The organism is Streptococcus hyointestinalis, assembly GCF_011039275.1.
Classification (GTDB): Bacteria; Bacillota; Bacilli; order Lactobacillales; family Streptococcaceae; genus Streptococcus; species Streptococcus hyointestinalis_A.
This window is the reverse complement of the sequence record NZ_JAAKGB010000001.1, coordinates 1,380,934-1,397,390: the sequence shown is the minus strand read 5'-3', so window position 1 is coordinate 1,397,390 and position 16,457 is coordinate 1,380,934. Positions and strand designations below refer to the sequence as shown.

At 38.1% G+C, this 16,457-nt stretch carries 17 protein-coding genes and 1 other annotated feature; all 17 genes read left to right on the top strand.

Translation table 11 applies throughout. The features are described 5' to 3' along the window. Window positions 1–5: 5 nt before the first annotated feature. The 17 genes from G5B60_RS06740 to uvrC all read left to right on the top strand — a co-directional run bounded on the left by G5B60_RS06740 (window position 6) and on the right by uvrC (window position 16,309). Window positions 6–398 (top strand): TcpE family conjugal transfer membrane protein, encoded by a 393-nt coding sequence (locus tag G5B60_RS06740; RefSeq protein ID WP_164683328.1) that lies wholly within the window; start codon window positions 6–8, stop codon window positions 396–398. Then, window positions 388–2,919: an ATP-binding protein gene (locus G5B60_RS06735; protein ID WP_430523647.1), complete on the top strand. Its 2,532-nt coding sequence runs from the start codon at window positions 388–390 to the stop codon at window positions 2,917–2,919. The genes G5B60_RS06740 and G5B60_RS06735 overlap by 11 nt, the downstream gene beginning before the upstream one ends. 11 nt (window positions 2,920–2,930) lie before the next feature. After that, the gene (locus G5B60_RS06730) at window positions 2,931–5,327 is read left to right on the top strand and encodes a hypothetical protein (RefSeq protein ID WP_164683327.1); all 2,397 of its coding nucleotides are present in this window, start codon (window positions 2,931–2,933) and stop codon (window positions 5,325–5,327) included. A gap of 8 nt (window positions 5,328–5,335) precedes the next feature. Further along, a complete protein-coding gene (locus tag G5B60_RS06725; RefSeq protein ID WP_164683326.1) occupies window positions 5,336–6,742 on the top strand; it encodes a phage tail tip lysozyme in 1,407 nt (468 codons plus the stop codon). Between the two features lies 1 nt (window position 6,743). After that, window positions 6,744–7,289, top strand: coding sequence for a hypothetical protein (locus G5B60_RS06720; protein ID WP_164683325.1), 546 nt, complete (start codon window positions 6,744–6,746; stop codon window positions 7,287–7,289). A 14-nt stretch (window positions 7,290–7,303) separates the two neighbouring features. Continuing rightward, window positions 7,304–8,194, top strand: a complete 891-nt coding sequence (locus tag G5B60_RS06715) for an LPXTG cell wall anchor domain-containing protein (protein ID WP_164683324.1) — start codon at window positions 7,304–7,306, stop codon at window positions 8,192–8,194. A gap of 65 nt (window positions 8,195–8,259) precedes the next feature. Continuing rightward, the gene (locus G5B60_RS06710; protein WP_164683323.1) at window positions 8,260–8,490 is read left to right on the top strand and encodes a DUF4160 domain-containing protein; all 231 of its coding nucleotides are present in this window, start codon (window positions 8,260–8,262) and stop codon (window positions 8,488–8,490) included. A 13-nt stretch (window positions 8,491–8,503) separates the two neighbouring features. Beyond that, window positions 8,504–8,788: a DUF2442 domain-containing protein gene (locus G5B60_RS06705; protein WP_164683322.1), complete on the top strand. Its 285-nt coding sequence runs from the start codon at window positions 8,504–8,506 to the stop codon at window positions 8,786–8,788. A gap of 265 nt (window positions 8,789–9,053) precedes the next feature. Then, window positions 9,054–9,431, top strand: coding sequence for a type II toxin-antitoxin system RelE/ParE family toxin (locus G5B60_RS06700; protein WP_164683321.1), 378 nt, complete (start codon window positions 9,054–9,056; stop codon window positions 9,429–9,431). Beyond that, entirely contained in the window at window positions 9,412–9,687 is a 276-nt protein-coding gene (locus G5B60_RS06695; RefSeq protein ID WP_164683320.1) for a helix-turn-helix domain-containing protein, read from the top strand. The genes G5B60_RS06700 and G5B60_RS06695 overlap by 20 nt, the downstream gene beginning before the upstream one ends. Before the next feature lie 250 nt (window positions 9,688–9,937). Further along, entirely contained in the window at window positions 9,938–10,798 is an 861-nt protein-coding gene (locus G5B60_RS06690) for a hypothetical protein (protein WP_164683319.1), read from the top strand. Between the two features lie 54 nt (window positions 10,799–10,852). Further along, window positions 10,853–11,203, top strand: a complete 351-nt coding sequence (locus G5B60_RS06685) for a DUF771 domain-containing protein (protein ID WP_164683318.1) — start codon at window positions 10,853–10,855, stop codon at window positions 11,201–11,203. Window positions 11,204–11,272: 69 nt separating this feature from the next. Then, window positions 11,273–12,397: a site-specific integrase gene (locus G5B60_RS06680; RefSeq protein WP_164683317.1), complete on the top strand. Its 1,125-nt coding sequence runs from the start codon at window positions 11,273–11,275 to the stop codon at window positions 12,395–12,397. Window positions 12,398–12,635: 238 nt separating this feature from the next. Continuing rightward, window positions 12,636–12,770 (top strand) — a sequence feature (ribosomal protein L10 leader region). Window positions 12,771–12,798: 28 nt separating this feature from the next. After that, window positions 12,799–13,296, top strand: a complete 498-nt coding sequence (rplJ, locus tag G5B60_RS06675) for a 50S ribosomal protein L10 (RefSeq protein WP_115269039.1) — start codon at window positions 12,799–12,801, stop codon at window positions 13,294–13,296. 62 nt (window positions 13,297–13,358) lie between these two features. Beyond that, window positions 13,359–13,727 carry a 50S ribosomal protein L7/L12 gene (gene rplL / locus G5B60_RS06670; protein ID WP_115269041.1) on the top strand — a complete coding sequence of 123 codons (369 nt, stop codon included), beginning with the start codon at window positions 13,359–13,361 and terminating at the stop codon, window positions 13,725–13,727. 178 nt (window positions 13,728–13,905) lie between these two features. After that, the gene (locus G5B60_RS06665; RefSeq protein WP_164683316.1) at window positions 13,906–14,460 is read left to right on the top strand and encodes a TetR/AcrR family transcriptional regulator; all 555 of its coding nucleotides are present in this window, start codon (window positions 13,906–13,908) and stop codon (window positions 14,458–14,460) included. Window positions 14,461–14,530: 70 nt separating this feature from the next. Continuing rightward, a complete protein-coding gene (uvrC, locus tag G5B60_RS06660) occupies window positions 14,531–16,309 on the top strand; it encodes an excinuclease ABC subunit UvrC (protein ID WP_164683315.1) in 1,779 nt (592 codons plus the stop codon). The last annotated feature ends 148 nt before the right edge of the window (window positions 16,310–16,457 follow it).

Here is a 16,457-nt window from a genome sequence, read left to right as displayed (position 1 = left end):
AGCCTATGGAAAAACCAGATAAGGAACTCTATTGTTACAAACAAGCCTTATCGCAACCTTATTGGATTCAAAGACTTACGGATAACTTCTCGCTCAATTCAGCGCTTAAGTTATCCTTTTTTGTTTATGGCTTTGTCGTAGGAGCTAGCTTATGGTACCTGATGGACTTCCTACTCTTCTTTCTCCCTTGGGGATTAAGAGGGATGTTATGTGTAGTCGCAGGGATTTATCTAGGCAGGTGCCTATCTGATTTGGTTGTAGATGGTAAGGCTTTTGTCTTTTATCTAAAAGATTATCTTCTCTTTTATATCAAGTATGGTATGCGAGAAGAATCTATCTATGTCAATAAAGGACAGATTTATCACAAACCAAGAGGAAGGAGAACACGTGTCATTTAGTGATGTTTTAAATAGTCGAGATAAATACATGCTCAATCCCTTGTGGGATATTCATGAGAACCTCATTTTACGAAAAGACGGTAGTGTCTCAGCAGTCTATCGTATTCCACCTAAAGTCATTAACTCTCCAGACTTCAAAGGTAAGGAACAGTTTAAAGAAAGTGTCTATGCAACACTTTCTAGCTTACGAGACTACCATGATTTTGAGATTGCTATGATTCCTATGGATCAAGATATTTTCCCACGCTTCGAAAAGATTGCTTTGGATATTGATTGGGAGGATGGTGCTGCTCCTTTAGCAGAGTATCTTTTAAATGGTATGGTAGAAAAACTTTATGAGTCACTAGGAACGATTTACGAGTATGTCTACTACCTTGTGGTGCCTCTAAAATCTATCCATGTCTCTATTGACCTCAAGTCCGTTGTGGGACAAGGCTATCGCAGTCTTAGAAATTCAACCTTATCTCTTCTAGGTTTTAGAGAACAGGTGCCAAGCAACTGGTATGAGAAGTACCAACATCAAGAAAGACTCCTCAAGAGTACACTTGACATGTTGGATGCCAAGCGAGTATCAACAGGTGAAAATATCTTTATCCAACGCCTCCAATTTTTACGTGGTATGGTCGTTGATAAGGAGACGGAAATGACCTTTGTTGGCAATAATATGGAAAATGTCGATGAAGTTAATATCGAGTTTGAGCATGTCAATATCATGAAATTCTCTAATATGGATGAGGTTTCCTATGTCGCAGCGCTTCCTATTGATACGCTTCCAGAAAATGTGTCTTATCTCCATTTGCAAGAAGAGATTGAAAAGCTCAGTTTTCCAGTTGAGTCACGGTTCAAGGTACAATTTTCAACACCTAACGGTATTTTTTCTCTGCCAAATAAAGCTAAACGTAGTCGTAGGCGCTTGAAAAATACCATGGATGAAGCGGATGAAGCAGACGATACACAAAATGTTAGTGTAGTGCGTAGCCGTTTCCTTTTGGAAGACCTAAAAGAAAAGGTAGATGAGGATGTGCCTTTGGTGTCTTATCTCAATACCTTGTTTGTGACAGGTAGCACCATTGACGTTTTAAAATCTCGTATTGATATTCTATTCTCAGTCTTTAGCCAACTAGGTATCAGCCTAGTGAGGGCTAATGCAGACCAGCTCTACCTTTTCTATAAGAACCGTTTTACAGAAGTGCTTACCAAGTCAGACAGGAACTTTATTCAGCCTATGAGTTTAGAGGGCTTCTGTGAAAACCTCTTCTTTATGACTAAGAAAGTCGGTACAGACGTTGGCTTTCCTATTGGACGGATTGATTATCAGTCGGATTCATGGCAAGGGGATTATAAGGCGGCGATTGCTGCTAGCTCTACTCCAGTTTATGTCAATCTCTTACAAGCTAATAAACAAGGGATTGAAGGGAAAGTGACTAACAACCCACATGTTGGAGTGACGGGTGAAACAGGGTCAGGAAAATCCTATTTGATTAAACTGCTTTTTTTATATCACAGTTTACTTAAGATGCAATGTCTGTATGTTGATCCTAAACGAGAAGTCAGAGCACAATATCAAAAGATACTCTATGAGTTAGAACGTAAGCAAGAGTTCCCAGAACTCCAAGAGTACATTAAGAGTATTCATTATGTGACCTTAGATGCCAAAAATCCAGATAATTATGGTGTGCTTGACCCAATTGTCTTTCTTGATGGACAAGAAGCTATTGACCTTGCTGATTCTATGATTGATTCGGTGCTTAAAGAAAATACAGATGAGATTGAAGATGCCTATCTCACGAGTATTGATCGAGTGTTGGCTCGAAAGAAACAAGGTGAAAAAGTTGGTATGTTACATGTCTTTGAGGATATGCAGCAATCTTCTTCTGAGACTGTCGTTAATGCAGGACGTAACTTGTGGCGAAAATCACAAAAGTCTATTCTGTCTCTTTGCTTCTCAGATGGACGCAACAGCGCTATTAACTTAACTAACAAGACCACTATCCTTGAAATTTCAGGACTTGATTTACCAAAATCAGAATCACAGATGGACTTAACCAAGTCGCAGAAGAAGTCCTTGGTTGTCCTTTATGGATTAGGCTATTTCTGTAAGCGATTTGGGGAACGTGACAGAACGGTAGAAACCATGTCTGTATTTGATGAGTGTTGGATGTTTAACTCAACGCCTGCAGGTCGTGAGGTTATCATGGAGATGAAACGTATCGGACGCTCCTATAATAACTTTATGATTCTAGGTACGCAGTCGGTTCATGACTTAGAGACAGAGGAAGATTCGACTGGTTTTGGAACGGTTTTTGCCTTTTTGGAAGAAACTGAGATTGATGATATCCTTGCTTACCTCAAACTGCCTGTCAATGAAGAGACCAAGAGGTGGATTGGTAATATGACCATGGGTCAATGTATCATGTATGATACCTTTGGACGGCGTGAGCGCATCACCGTTGATGGTATGTTTCCAGAAGTCACGGTTCTCTTTGATACGGTTGAGAGTCAGTTGAAAGCAACAGCTTAAAGGAGGGGCTTATGAAACGAAAACGTTTAATGTTGCTAGGGGTGTTATTGCTTCTAGTGACTTTTCCGATAGGGAGCTTAGCAGACTCTAAATTAAATAAAGGTCTAACGAACAGTTTCACTAATCCACCTCTAAAAACAGGAAAAATTGATAAATCTAAGGAAAAAAACAAAAATGATACCAACACCAAGAAAAACGATAAAGGAAAAGGTTCAGATGGAGCAAAAACCAATACGGTTGACCCTAAAAACTTGCTAGAAATTCAAGAGCAGGGAATCAAAAAGATACTCGGTGATGATTATGACAAGTATGTCAAGGATGCCAAAAAACTCGGAACAGATATTGATTCTAAAAAAGAAACTCAAAAAAAGTTGATAGATGCGGCGACTTATGACACCTTTGATAGACCTTTATTCTACGATCAATTCAAGGATGACCTCGACCGCTTTACATCTAAGACTTATTTTAAAGGGGACTTTTTGGGTTTTAGCTCCGAAACAAACTATTTGATTAACTCCTTTGTGCAAGCTATCTTTTGGGTTAATAAGACGATTTTCTCTATGATGGCGACTATCTATGATTCACTAGATAAGAATAGTAGCCTTAATACTCAGATTGTCGATATCTTAAATATCGCTGGAGATACTTATAATAGCCTGATGACGAGTCAAGTCTTACTCTTTGTCGGGGGCTTGTTTGTCTCTTATGCTTACTATGAATATGTCAAAAGAGGTGGTGGTTTCTTTACATCGCTGCTTAAACTTTTTGTGACCTTCGGTGTTGTGACAATTTTCTTTACAAAGTCAGCGACTGGAGATTATTACCTGACAAGAGCCTATACAAACGTAGATAGTGCTTTGACAGGGGTAGCTTCTAGCGTTTCTAAACTTGAAAACGCTTATAGTAGCAAAGGGTATGGTGAGGGTAGTCCTTTGGATAGTTATTTTGAACAAGCTATTTGGGAGCCTTACGCTTACATGAATGCTGATAAGGTGAGTGAGGACAAGGCAAAATACAAAGGATTGAAGCTCAATTTGAGTGAAAAAGATCTAAAAGCTTTGTTAGCTTATGATAGTGATGATAAGAAATTTAAATTGAACGATAAGACGATGGAAGAGATTGTTTATAATGGTGATAAGGTTAAAATTAAAAACTTATCTAACAATTGGGGTGATAAATTTTCCTATGCTATCGGTTCTATCTTCAAGACAACTGTTTTGGGAATTATCATAGATGCCTTTGCTATTTTCCGATTTGTGTTAAGAATCACATTGTTGATACTGTTTGTACTATCACCTTTTGTGGCGCTTATCAGTTTTATACCTACCATGCAAATTGTTTTACTTAATTTTGCTAAACGTATAGGTATCACCGTGGGCTTATCTGGTTTCATGGATTTCTTTGCCATTATGGCTTTGTTTATCTACAAGATGATTGATGATGTTGTTTCCACATTCTTTAATAACTATTTGCTGGTTGTTTTTGTCGAGATTATAGTTTTAGTTATGCTTTGGAAGAAGCGTGATTGGCTCGTTTCCATTTTGACTGCAGATCGCTTGCGGGTGTCAAGTTCCTTTGGTCGCTTCCCTAATCGTCTTAAGAGAGGCTTTAAAGGGACTGTACGTAGTCGCCGCTATGGTGGTCGTAGCTTAACAAATGATATGACTAAAATGGCAGTAGCAAGACAAGCAGTTAAAGGTATCCGTAATCGTTCGTTAGCTGGATTAGGCAGAGGTACTGTAAAGGGAATTTCTGGTCTATCAAGAGCGGGTCAAATGAGCTTTGCTATGGCAGGTGCTGGTTACAGTAGAGAAGCTGCTAGTCGGTTAGTTCATGCACAATCACAGGCACGAAAAGATCGCTTTAATCAGTTGAAAACGAACTTTGGACGTGGGCTTAATCACTTGAAATATAACACGTTGAAATTAGCTCAAGATGGTACAAGAGATAAAGCGCTTAAGAGTCATTTGCAAGGTCGTGCTGGTGATGTTAGGTTGTCTGGTATGCAGCTAGCTTCTGATAAAGAGAGAGCTAGAAGAAAAGCTAATGTTTCTAAGCAAAGAGTCAGTCGCTTAAAAGAAGCGCATCAACTCAAACAGAACCAACAAAGAGAAAAACAAATGATTGTTAAGTCGGTGGAAGATATTCGTCAAAAAACAGGTATGTCTGCTAAGGAAGCCTACAAGAAATACAGTCATGACCAACGTTTGGAGCGTCGCACATCTGACTATAGCCAAGCAAAAGAAAAGAAAACTGTGAAGCCTAAAATGACAAAAGAAAGTCATACCAAGCGTTCTGCACCTAAACAAAAGGTAACTCCGAATGGCGGTAAAAAGCCAAAAGTAACTTCTTCTTACTCACATGAACAGTTAAAATCAAAATTGAGACGGTCTTCGCTCAAGAGATGAGGTGAAGCATGAAAAAAGCATTTAAGCGAAAAGTTTTCATAGCTTTAGGTTTTCTAATGGCGCCCTTTCTTTTGATTTTAACGATTTTTGTCCTTTTGTTTCATGTTAGCATTAGCGGGTCTTGCTCAACGAGTTCGAGTTACTCAACGACAAGCGATACCGTTAGTGCTGGTGCTAGTGATACAGACCCATTTACAAAAGGCACAAAAGCCAATCAGAATGCAGAAAAGCTGGTACAGTCTTGGATAAATGTAGGACTCTCTGGAGCAAGTGCAACAGGTCTAGCGGGCTGGATTAACTCTGAAGGCGGCTTTGCCATGTTTGGACGGGCGGAAGGGCACTATGGAAATGACCTAGAGTCTAATTCGATTGCCTATGGGAATCGTCCTAAAGGTCTTTCTTACTACACGACAGAAGCTGGTGGCGGTACTTATCAAATTACACCCTTTACCAAGTATGCCCCTTTAGGTGATGCTAAATGGGAAGATATTGATAGTATGAACCACTATGTCATGACAGCCATTAAAAATGGTGACTGGAATGCTAGTATGGATATGACTGGTGGCAATCATAGCTTTGAGCAATTTGCCAAAATGACAGATGTGAAACAGGCAGCGCTTGTTTGGCAGGCTTATGAAAGAGGAAATCCTGCTTATATCCATAAAGACCAAAAACAAGCAGACGCTCAAAAATTCTATGACCTCTTTGATGGAGGAAAATACAGCTTTGACGCTGCTAAGTTTAAGGCTAACTTTGGCACAAGCTCTGATAAAGCAAGTAATGGTGATGACTCAAGCAGCTCAAGCTCTTCTAAGTCTAAATGTAAGCATTCAAGTAGCGGTGGTTCTTGGGGAGATGATGGGACTGGTCTTGTTAATTATAAGAACCTAAACGCTTGGAAGGCAGAAGATTTACCAGACGATTTGAAGAAATACGCTATTGATCCAAAGTCAGTTGGATTAGCCTTTAGAAGTCGTGAAGGATGGAAGGTTTTAGCCTCAAGCGGTGGTCAATGTACAGACCTTTCCGCTAGTCTGATGTACGCTCTTTGGGAAAAGGACGGTCAACACCCTAGTCAAAGTTCTGGTAACGGGAATGCTGTTGTCTCTAACTGGGTTGCTGCTTTTGGAGGTAGTCAATCTGATAAACCATCGGCTGGTGCAGTTTTCTCATCAGCTGCTGGAACAGGTGGTTCTGGAGGTTATGGACATACAGGTGTTGTCTCACATGTCTTTGAAAACGGTGATTATCTTGTTGTTGAGCAAAACTTTGACACTTATTCAGGTGAAAACAAAGGCTTTGGTCAATTTACATGGAACTATCGCTATGTAACGGCGGATGCCGCAGGATATACTTTCTACTCACCGGCTCAAAAAGGCTACAGTATTGTAAAGGAGGCGAAAACAGTCGGTTAAGATGAAAAAAAGATGGTTTTTACTGGGAGCTGTTCTTCTCTTAGGTCTCTTTATCTTTAGAATGTGTTCTCACCCTAAAGAGACGTCTAAAACAAGTCATGACCAAGAGACAACGGAACAGACAAGCTTTTACCAAACAGATGACAATGAACAATCTTCCTCAAGTGTTGTTCGTCAAGCCCGAGAAGCACTAGAGCAGTCCCAAAACGCAGCGACTGATACTGGTGCAAAAGAGGTCAAAGAAGTGCTCAATCAAGTGATGGACTACCTAAAGACAGCTAGCTCCTTAGAGATGACCTATGCTAATCACTTATCTATTACAAATTCTGCGGATGCGGAAACAATAGCCATGATGATTAGAGCAGGTTATCAGTATGATGAGACTAGTGTCGAGGTCTATAAGAGTGACTCGTCTAACGTCTATCAGTTTTTAGCGCTTCTCAAAAAGGATGAGGAAGTCTTAAGTTTTACAGGAAATTATGTTGTTGGTACTCAGCAGATCGAGTTAGCAGGTTTGCAGGGGGAACCAACAGGTATTGCAAATTAAGAAAGGATAAATCAATGACTAAAAAGAATGTGATTAAAATGGTGGCTATCTCTACGATAGCTTTGAGTAATATCGGTGTAGCTGCGTTAGCAGATGAAGTAGTGGTTGGTAATCAAAACCAACCGTCTAGTGGTGTTGTCAGTGATGGTAGCGGTGTTGTTATTGGGGAAAATACCAGCTCAACAGAAAGTTCCCAAGGAACGAGCAGCAGCTCTTCTTCTAATACAGGAACAGTGATTGGTTCTGATTCCAGTAGCACCACAAAACCGAGTGATGGCAGCGGTATTGTCGTAGATACAGGAAGTAGCAGTGAAACAAATCCAAGTGAGTCAACGCCTCCTTCTACAGAAGAAACAACTCAGCCAGCAGATTCTACAACGGAAATGACACCGCCAAAAGAGGAAGAAAAACCAGAAACAGAAGGTAAAACTGAAGTAGAGGTACCAACTACAGATGGTGGCACTACAACGCTAACACCTGATGTGACGGTTCCAACGAATAATCCAAATATTAGTGCAGAAGTTGCTGATAAAGCAGGTGCTAGCCAAGTGGGCACAACCTCACAGGTAACAGGACAAGTGGTACAAAATGTGACTCCACAAGCACCTATTGTGACCAGCACGGGCTACAAAGTGGTCTCAACTGTAGATAGTCAACTTGTGGTGGAAAATACAGATGGCAGTACAAGCACTATTGCTCCTGAGGCTATCGGTGCTAAAGTCAATGAAGATAAAACAATTTCTTTAACCACAGTAGATGGTGAGATCAAGACACTTCCTAAAACAGGTGATGAAAATACACTGAAACTGGTCGTCTTAGGTTTTATTGTTATCATTGCAGGACTTGCAGGTTACTATAAAGATAAATTAAAACAGCTCTTTAACAAAGAGAAAAAGTCAAAATAAGAAACGGCTCATCCTAAAAAAGGATGGGCTTTTGTTTTCTTTTAGAGAGGAGACGTGCTATAATTATGCCAACACTATATTTAAACCACGGATTGCGTATCTATATTAACAACCGAGAAAAAGGACATAATAAACCTCATGTCCATGTGCTTTATCGAGATGAAGATTATTCTTTCGCCTTTGACGGTGAACAATTAGCAGGTGGAAAGTTACCACGTAAACAATTAAAAGAAGTCAGACTTTATTTAGAAAATCACCAAGATTATCTAAACGAACTCTGGCAATCAGATTTTTAAAAGGAGGTTAATCATGAGAACAAGAGCTATCAAAGTGATTCCATTAGCCAACTACCATATTCAAGTATGGTATGAAGATGGGCGTTGTGTGATTTACAATGTAAAGCAAGATATTGACCATATCAAAGCCTTTAAAGCTTTAGAGGATAAAGAGCAATTTCAAAAGGTTTACTTACAATATAACGGTTACTCCATTGCATGGGGAGATGGTGATGAGTTTTCAGATCCAACTATAGATTGTGAAGTACCTTATGATGAGGGGGCTGTTTTAATAAATGGGGAGACATATTATGGATAAGAAAAAAGAGTCATATCTTATTAAGATAAAAGCTATGGGAAAAACGAATTACGCAAGTTATAAAGCTTATCTTGATACAAAAACACAAGATGAGTTACATGATATATAGTTCCCTAAAGTTTTTGGTTTTTTACTTTTTGAGGTTATCAATAACACGAATAACCTAATTCTTCTCATAATTTTTATCCTGACAACAGTCAGGATTTTTTATTTAACATCGATAGCATATATTGACAAAACAAACAATATATGCTATCATAAAGATATGAAAAATCCTAAATTTGAGTTTTATACCAGACCAAATGGTAGAACTGAGTTTCAAGAGTTTTTAGATGAACTCCCTAAGAAAGATAAAGAGAAATTGTTGACGGTTATTGCTAGTATTCAAGAGCACGGCTTATTAGTCTCCCAACGTATGGAGTGGGTTAAAAAACTAGATGAAGAAATTTTTGAAATTCGCTCAAAAGTTTCTAGTAACATTCAAAGAGCTTTATATTTTCATGTGGTAGATAACAGATATGTTATTACTCATGGATTTACAAAGAAAACACAAAAAACACCAAAAGCCCAAATTGAACACGCTAAACAACTAAAAGTAGAATTTGAGAAAGAGGAGAATAAAAATGACAACTATAAAATTTGATGATTACCTTGCTGAACAGTTAAAAGATGATGATTTTAAACAAGGATTTTTAAAAGAAAAAAGGAAATTAGATAGTGCGGTTGCTTTAATGCTTGCACGTGAAGAAGCAGGGTACAGTCAACGAGAATTGGCAGAATTAGCTCACGTTCCTCAATCGACAATTGCACGTATCGAAAAGGGAGCAAATACAAGTGTAGACACACTAAGCAAGATTGCTTTCGCCCTTGGTAAAGAACTTAAAATTAGCTTTAGTTAGGGTAAAAAGGTAGAAATTGGATTTATGAAAGAATGTAACACGATAACTAAGACAACGCTTGAAGGTACACTTAATACAAACTTTGAAAATAAATTTGGGGAACTATAGTTATTGTTGGTATAGGAGGGGTTGCTTTGGACTCTTAGTATTTGTAAAGAGTTGATATTTATGTAATGGTATTTCGAAAGGTTAAGTCATGTTTAGAGCATGGCTTTTTTTGCTGATTATGATAGAATATGAGGAGATGTAAATGTACATATTTATTGTATTGGTAGGTGTGTTGATGTATTCAATTCTGTATAAATTAGGTTTAAAAGTATATGATAATCTTTATGGAAGAACATTATTAGCGATACTTTTATTTCAACCTATTATATTGGTAGGGTTGATATTATCGGAATATCTTCTTTCAGATTCCGGTTACTCTATTACAAGTGAGTTTTTGGTTTCTTTTTTTAATGAAATGGGTTTTAATGTTCGATTAAGTCCTATGTTTGATGTTATTCAAAATGTCATTATAATTTTAGCGGTGTTTATTGCGCTTAGATTTTTAACAGGTAAGTCTATAAACAAAATAGCAAAAGTAGAGGGTATATCCTATGATGATGAGAGAAGAGAAATAGTTGTAGAAGGAAAAGGAGGAGTAGAGACAACTTTGCCTCTATCTTTATTAAATACGTCAGTTTTATTTTCTGTAATCTATATGCTGATAATAACTTTATCTCTTTACAATTGGTATCTTTTTAGTAATCACTTTGGAAACGTATTACAAAATATAGTAATTGTTTTAGCAGTGCTAGCTGTTATTGAGTTTTTTATTATGACTTATGAGATGATTGAGTATATGAAAGAACAATCTATTCGTATGGTTTTTCAATATCCAGAAGATTACTTATCTGTAATGGCAATATTTGATTTGTATATAGAAAATAGAGAAGTTGTTTTATCATATCTTGATATTGATTCGTGCGTTAAACAATTTATTGAAAAAGGGATATTTAGATCTGCTTTTAAAGTTGATTTCAATGGAAAACCTAGTGAATATTACAGAATAGATATAGCTAAAGAATTAGTTGATGTTTATGAATCTGAAAAGAAAAAATATTTATAAGCTTTAGGTCATGTTTAGAGCATGGCTTTTTTTGTTTTGGAGAGAGGTGAGTGTATGTCGCAGGTTATCAATCTGACTTTGCCTAACGTGGCTATTCCTATACCAGAGGATATGTTGCTAGTGGATAAAGTAGAGTTTGAGAAATTAAAGCGTGATGCGTCTGAGGGACGCTGGATGGATATTAAGGAAATACTAGAGATGTTATCTATTAGTCGAGGGTATCTTTATGACTTAGTTTTACTAAATCCTCGCTATAAAGATAAGATTGATATTGCAAAAAATCCCAAAACAGGTTTTGTTAGCTATCCTGAAAGCCAAGGTGGTAAATACTTGTTTTTAGCGAGTCGAGCAAAACCTTTCTTTGAAAAGAACTTTGCAGAAATTTTATTAGATAGAGGGCGATAATTGAGGTATGTTATAATAGAGTAGCAAACCTTGATTGTCGCTTTTTTATTTGGAAAGGATAATCACATTATGTCAGTAACACTGAGAAGACGTGGGAAAAAGAAATTATGGTCTTATAGTGTCAAAGATAAAAAAGGAAATACAATAGCATCGAAAGGTAGCTTTAAGACAAAGAAAGAAGCACAGTTAGCAGGTTATGCAAAAGATGAGCTTCTTTTTAGAGGAATTGATTTAACGAATGAGTCTACGCTCTATGATTTATGGAAAATGTGGTATGAAACTATTGTTCTTCCACAATCGCATAGTGATTCTACTCTCTATAAGCATGAGCTACGAGGAAGGTATATCAAGCAGAATTTTGGAACTCAGCCAGCAGTTACTATTCAGTTTAGTAAATACCAGAAAGTTTTAACAAAACTAGGAGAAACACAGAATAAAGATAATGTTCGTCGCTTCAATGCTGAGGTTAGGAAAGTTATTCAGTTTGCGAGACGTGACAGGATAGCTATTGATGATTTTACAGAGGGAGTTATTATTGTAAGTGAAAAAACACAACAGAAAACCTCTGACAAATCCTTAAGAAACTTATCAGATTATTCGAAATTAAAGGCTGCTGTCAAAGCAAGAATTGATAGTCGCTATATTGTTTCTGATTATATTCTTTTTATTGCTTTAAAAACGGGTTTACGAACTGGTGAAAATCTAGGTTTAACGTGGGATTGCATTGATTTTGAAAATAAAGTGATTAAAACTTATCGTAGATACGATAGTACTAAGAAGTGTTTTACATCACCAAAAACTGAAACATCTGTTAGAGAAGTACCTATAGATGATGAGGCATGTTCAGTATTAAAACAGTTAAAACAAGTGCAAAAACGTTCTTTAAAAGAGACAAATACTAGTAATCCTGATGATTTTATCTATTTTGATTCAAATTACGGCGTTCCTACCTCAGCTAATGTAAATAAGCTTTTGAGACAATTATTAAAGGAAGAAAAGATAGAGCCTAGACGATTATCTTTAACAGGTTTACGTCATACCTATGCGAGTTACCTTTTAGCCAATAATATCGATATTTGGGTTGTTTCAAATGTGATGGGGCATAAAGATATAGAGCAGGTTACTAAAACTTATGGACACTTGCTGGAAGAAAAGCGAGATAAGGGCTTCGAATTGATTCGTCATAACTTATAATAAAAAGTGAGAATTTGTGACATACTTGTGACAAATAGGAAAAAAAGCTTTAAAACCAAGGTTTTTAAAGTATTATATATTCCGGCAGGGGTCATTGTTGATAGTTGACAAACTAAAAGACGCTAGCTGTTGGCTGGTGTTTTTTGAATAAACTGTATTGATAACATCTTCAGAAAAAAATCCCAAAATAATCTCAAAAAAGCTTGACAAATAAAAAACTTCACGATATACTAGATGAGGTTTTGAATAAAACTGACCTAAGACAGTAGGGGAGCGGTGCTCATAATAGTCCTACCGAGGCACAAAACGTGATTTAGAAATAACGGTTTTGTACTTTCGTGTCTAGGTGTAGATACGTTTTTTTTGTATCTATCCCAAAAATAAAAACGGAGGTAAAACTAATGAGTGAAGCAATTATTGCTAAAAAAGCTGAACAAGTCGAACTTGTCGCTGAAAAGATGAAAGCAGCAGCAAGTATCGTTGTTGTAGACTCTCGTGGTCTTACAGTTGAGCAAGATACAGTTCTTCGTCGTAATCTTCGCGAAAGCGGTGTTGAGTTTAAAGTTATCAAAAACTCTATCTTGACTCGTGCAGCTGAAAAAGCAGGTCTTGACGAGATGAAAGACATCTTTGTTGGACCATCTGCAGTAGCATTCTCAAACGAAGATGTTATTGCGCCAGCAAAAATTCTTAGCGAATTTGCTGCTGATGCTGAAGCACTTGAAATTAAAGGTGGTGCAATCGAAGGCGCTGTTTCTACTAAAGAAGAAATCGATGCTCTTGCTAAATTGCCAAACCGCGAAGGCATGCTTTCTATGCTCCTTTCAGTACTTCAAGCTCCTGTCCGCAACGTGGCTTACGCTGTCAAAGCGGTTGCAGAAGCAAAAGAAGAAGCTTAATGCTTCAAGTAGCTTAAGCTACAAACCTATTTTATCATTTAACTATTTTGGAGGAAACTACAATGGCATTGAACATTGAAAACATTATTGCTGAAATTAAAGAAGCTTCAATCCTTGAGCTTAACGATCTTGTAAAAGCTATCGAAGAAGAATTTGGTGTAACTGCAGCTGCTCCTGTAGCTGTTGCTGCTGACGGTGCTGCTGACGCTGGTGCTGCTAAAGATTCATTCGATATCGAATTGACTGCAGGTGGTGACAAGAAAGTTGCTGTTATCAAAGTCGTTCGTGAAATCACAGGTGAAGGTCTTAAAGAAGCTAAAGCACTTGTTGACAACGCACCATCTGTACTTAAAGAAGGTGTTGCAGCTGCTGAAGCTGAAGAACTTAAAGCTAAACTTGAAGAAGCTGGAGCTAGCGTAACTCTTAAATAATCGGATTTAAGCTAGACTTGCTTTGTAAAGTCGATATGTGTAAACCCTGCCTTGCAAGCCATGGTGGGGTTTTCTTATCGAAAATAAGTAAAGGGTTTTCAATTATCGAACTATTTTAAGAAAGTTTTAAGTATGTTGTGTTATTGTGCACAGTACTATATGAATTAGGAGGAACGTGATGTCTGAACTTGTTAGCAGAAGAAGTCAACGCTCAAAAGAGTTGTTTATCCGTGCTTTGTTGACTCTGATGCACCAAAAACCTCTCGAAGATATTTCCATTAAGGAAATCGTTGAGGAAGCTTCTTTGACACGCCAAACATTTTATCGCCACTTTACCTCAAAAGAGGATGTTTTAAAGACTTATTTAGATTATTTATATAAAGATTGTTTCAATGTGATTGACTCTAGAAAGCCTGAGGATTTGCTGGGAGTATTGAAGACTTACTTTGACTACTGGCTTCAATACCAAAAGAGTATCGAGGTTTTGTATGTGCAAAATGCGCACTGGATTATCAATGACATTGCTCTGACTTATGTTCAAGGCTTGCAGCCTTATGTTGAGCGTTATTTTACCGCTGACTTAGGTCCGAATGCAGAGTATTTGTGGACATATCTTTTTGGCGGTTTGGTGCAAATGAAGAGCAAATGGTTTGAAAGACATTGTCGTGTTACAACACAAAAAATGGCTATGCTTGTCTACCAGTTTTGGACTGGTGAGGTATTTGGTCGTTAAAGCGAAAAAGAGATTAGCTGGTCTAATCTCTTTTTGCTGTCTTTTGGGTAAAATTTGTTATAATAAAAGCATGAATGAACTGATTAAGCATAAATTAGAGCTTTTACCAGATAGCCCTGGCTGTTATCTCCATAAGGACAAAAATGGGACTATCATCTATGTGGGGAAGGCTAAAAATTTAAAAAATCGTGTGCGCTCCTATTTTCATGGCAGTCACAATACCAAAACCGAGCTTTTGGTGTCTGAGATTGAGGATTTTGAGTATATTGTCACAAGTTCTAACACAGAGGCGCTTCTGCTTGAGATTAATCTCATCCAAGAAAATATGCCCAAGTACAATATCAAGCTAAAAGATGACAAGTCCTATCCTTACATCAAGATTACGGATGAAGTTTATCCAAGACTACTTATCACACGTCAAGTTAAGAAAAATGACGGGCTTTATTTTGGACCCTATCCAGACTCGGGTGCCGCAACGGAGATTAAGCGTTTGTTAGATCGTCTCTTTCCCTTTAAGAAATGTACCAATCCAGCCAATAAGGTCTGCTTTTACTATCATTTGGGGCAGTGTAATGCCCATACCATTTGCCATACGAACAAGGCTTATTGGGACGGCTTAAAAGAGGATGTCAAAAACTTTCTCAACGGAAAAGACAATAAAATCGTGGATGGCTTGCGGGATAAAATGCAAGCAGCAGCTGCTCAGATGGAGTTTGAGCGTGCAGCGGAGTATCGGGATTTGATTGAGGCGATTGGGCTTTTACGCACCAAGCAGCGTGTCATTCATCAGGATATGAAAGACCGTGATATTTTCGGTTATGCTGTGGATAAGGGCTGGATGTGCGTGCAGGTTTTCTTTGTGCGAAATGGCAAGCTCATCCAGCGAGACGTTAATATGTTTCCTTACTACAATGAGCCTGAAGAGGACTTTTTGACCTACATCGGTCAGTTTTATCAGGATAAAAAGCACCTTTTGCCAAAGGAAATTTTCATTCCAAAAGACATTGATGAAGATTTGGTGCAGGCTTTGGTCAAGAGTAAGGTCATCAAGCCCCAGCGTGGTGAGAAAAAGCAACTAGTCAATCTAGCGACCAAGAATGCCAGGGTCAGCCTCCAACAAAAGTTTGATTTGCTGGAAAAAGACATCCGAAAAACGCACGGCGCTATTGAAAATCTGGGCGATTTGCTCAATATTCCAAAACCTGTGCGTATCGAGGCTTTTGACAACTCCAACATCCAAGGGACAAGCCCTGTGTCTGCTATGGTGGTCTTTGTCAATGGCAAGCCAAGTAAGAAAGATTATCGCAAGTTTAAGATTAAGACTGTAGTGGGTCCTGATGACTACGCTAGTATGCGTGAGGTTATTTACCGCAGGTACAGCCGTGTGCTTAAAGACGGTTTGACACCGCCAGACCTTATCGTGATTGATGGAGGGCAAGGGCAGGTCAATGTCGCAAGAGAAGTGATTGAGGATAAGCTTGGCTTAGACATTCCTATCGCTGGTCTGCAAAAAAATGATAAGCACCAGACGCACGAGTTGCTTTTTGGCAATCCCTTGCAGGTGGTGCCGCTGCCTAGACAGTCTGAGGAGTTCTTTTTATTGCAGCGTATCCAAGACGAGGTGCACCGCTTTGCCATTACCTTTCACCGTCAAGTGCGCTCTAAAAACTCCTTCTCCTCTAAGCTAGACGGCATTTCTGGGCTGGGTCCAAAGCGCAAGCAACTCTTGATGAAACACTTTAAAAATCTCACCAATATCCAAAAAGCAAGTGTTGATGATATCGTCAACTGTGGTATCCCACGGACTGTCGCTGAAAATATCCAAACAACTTTAAATCAAAAAGAATAACTTGATACATTGTATCGAGTTGTTTTTATTTTTAGTAATTTTCTTATCAAAACCATTAAGGGCTGGTTAAAAGAGAAGACTGTTATTGCTGTATCTCTCATGATTTGTTACAATGGAAATGGTTTTAAGAATGATGACAAGCCTTGTT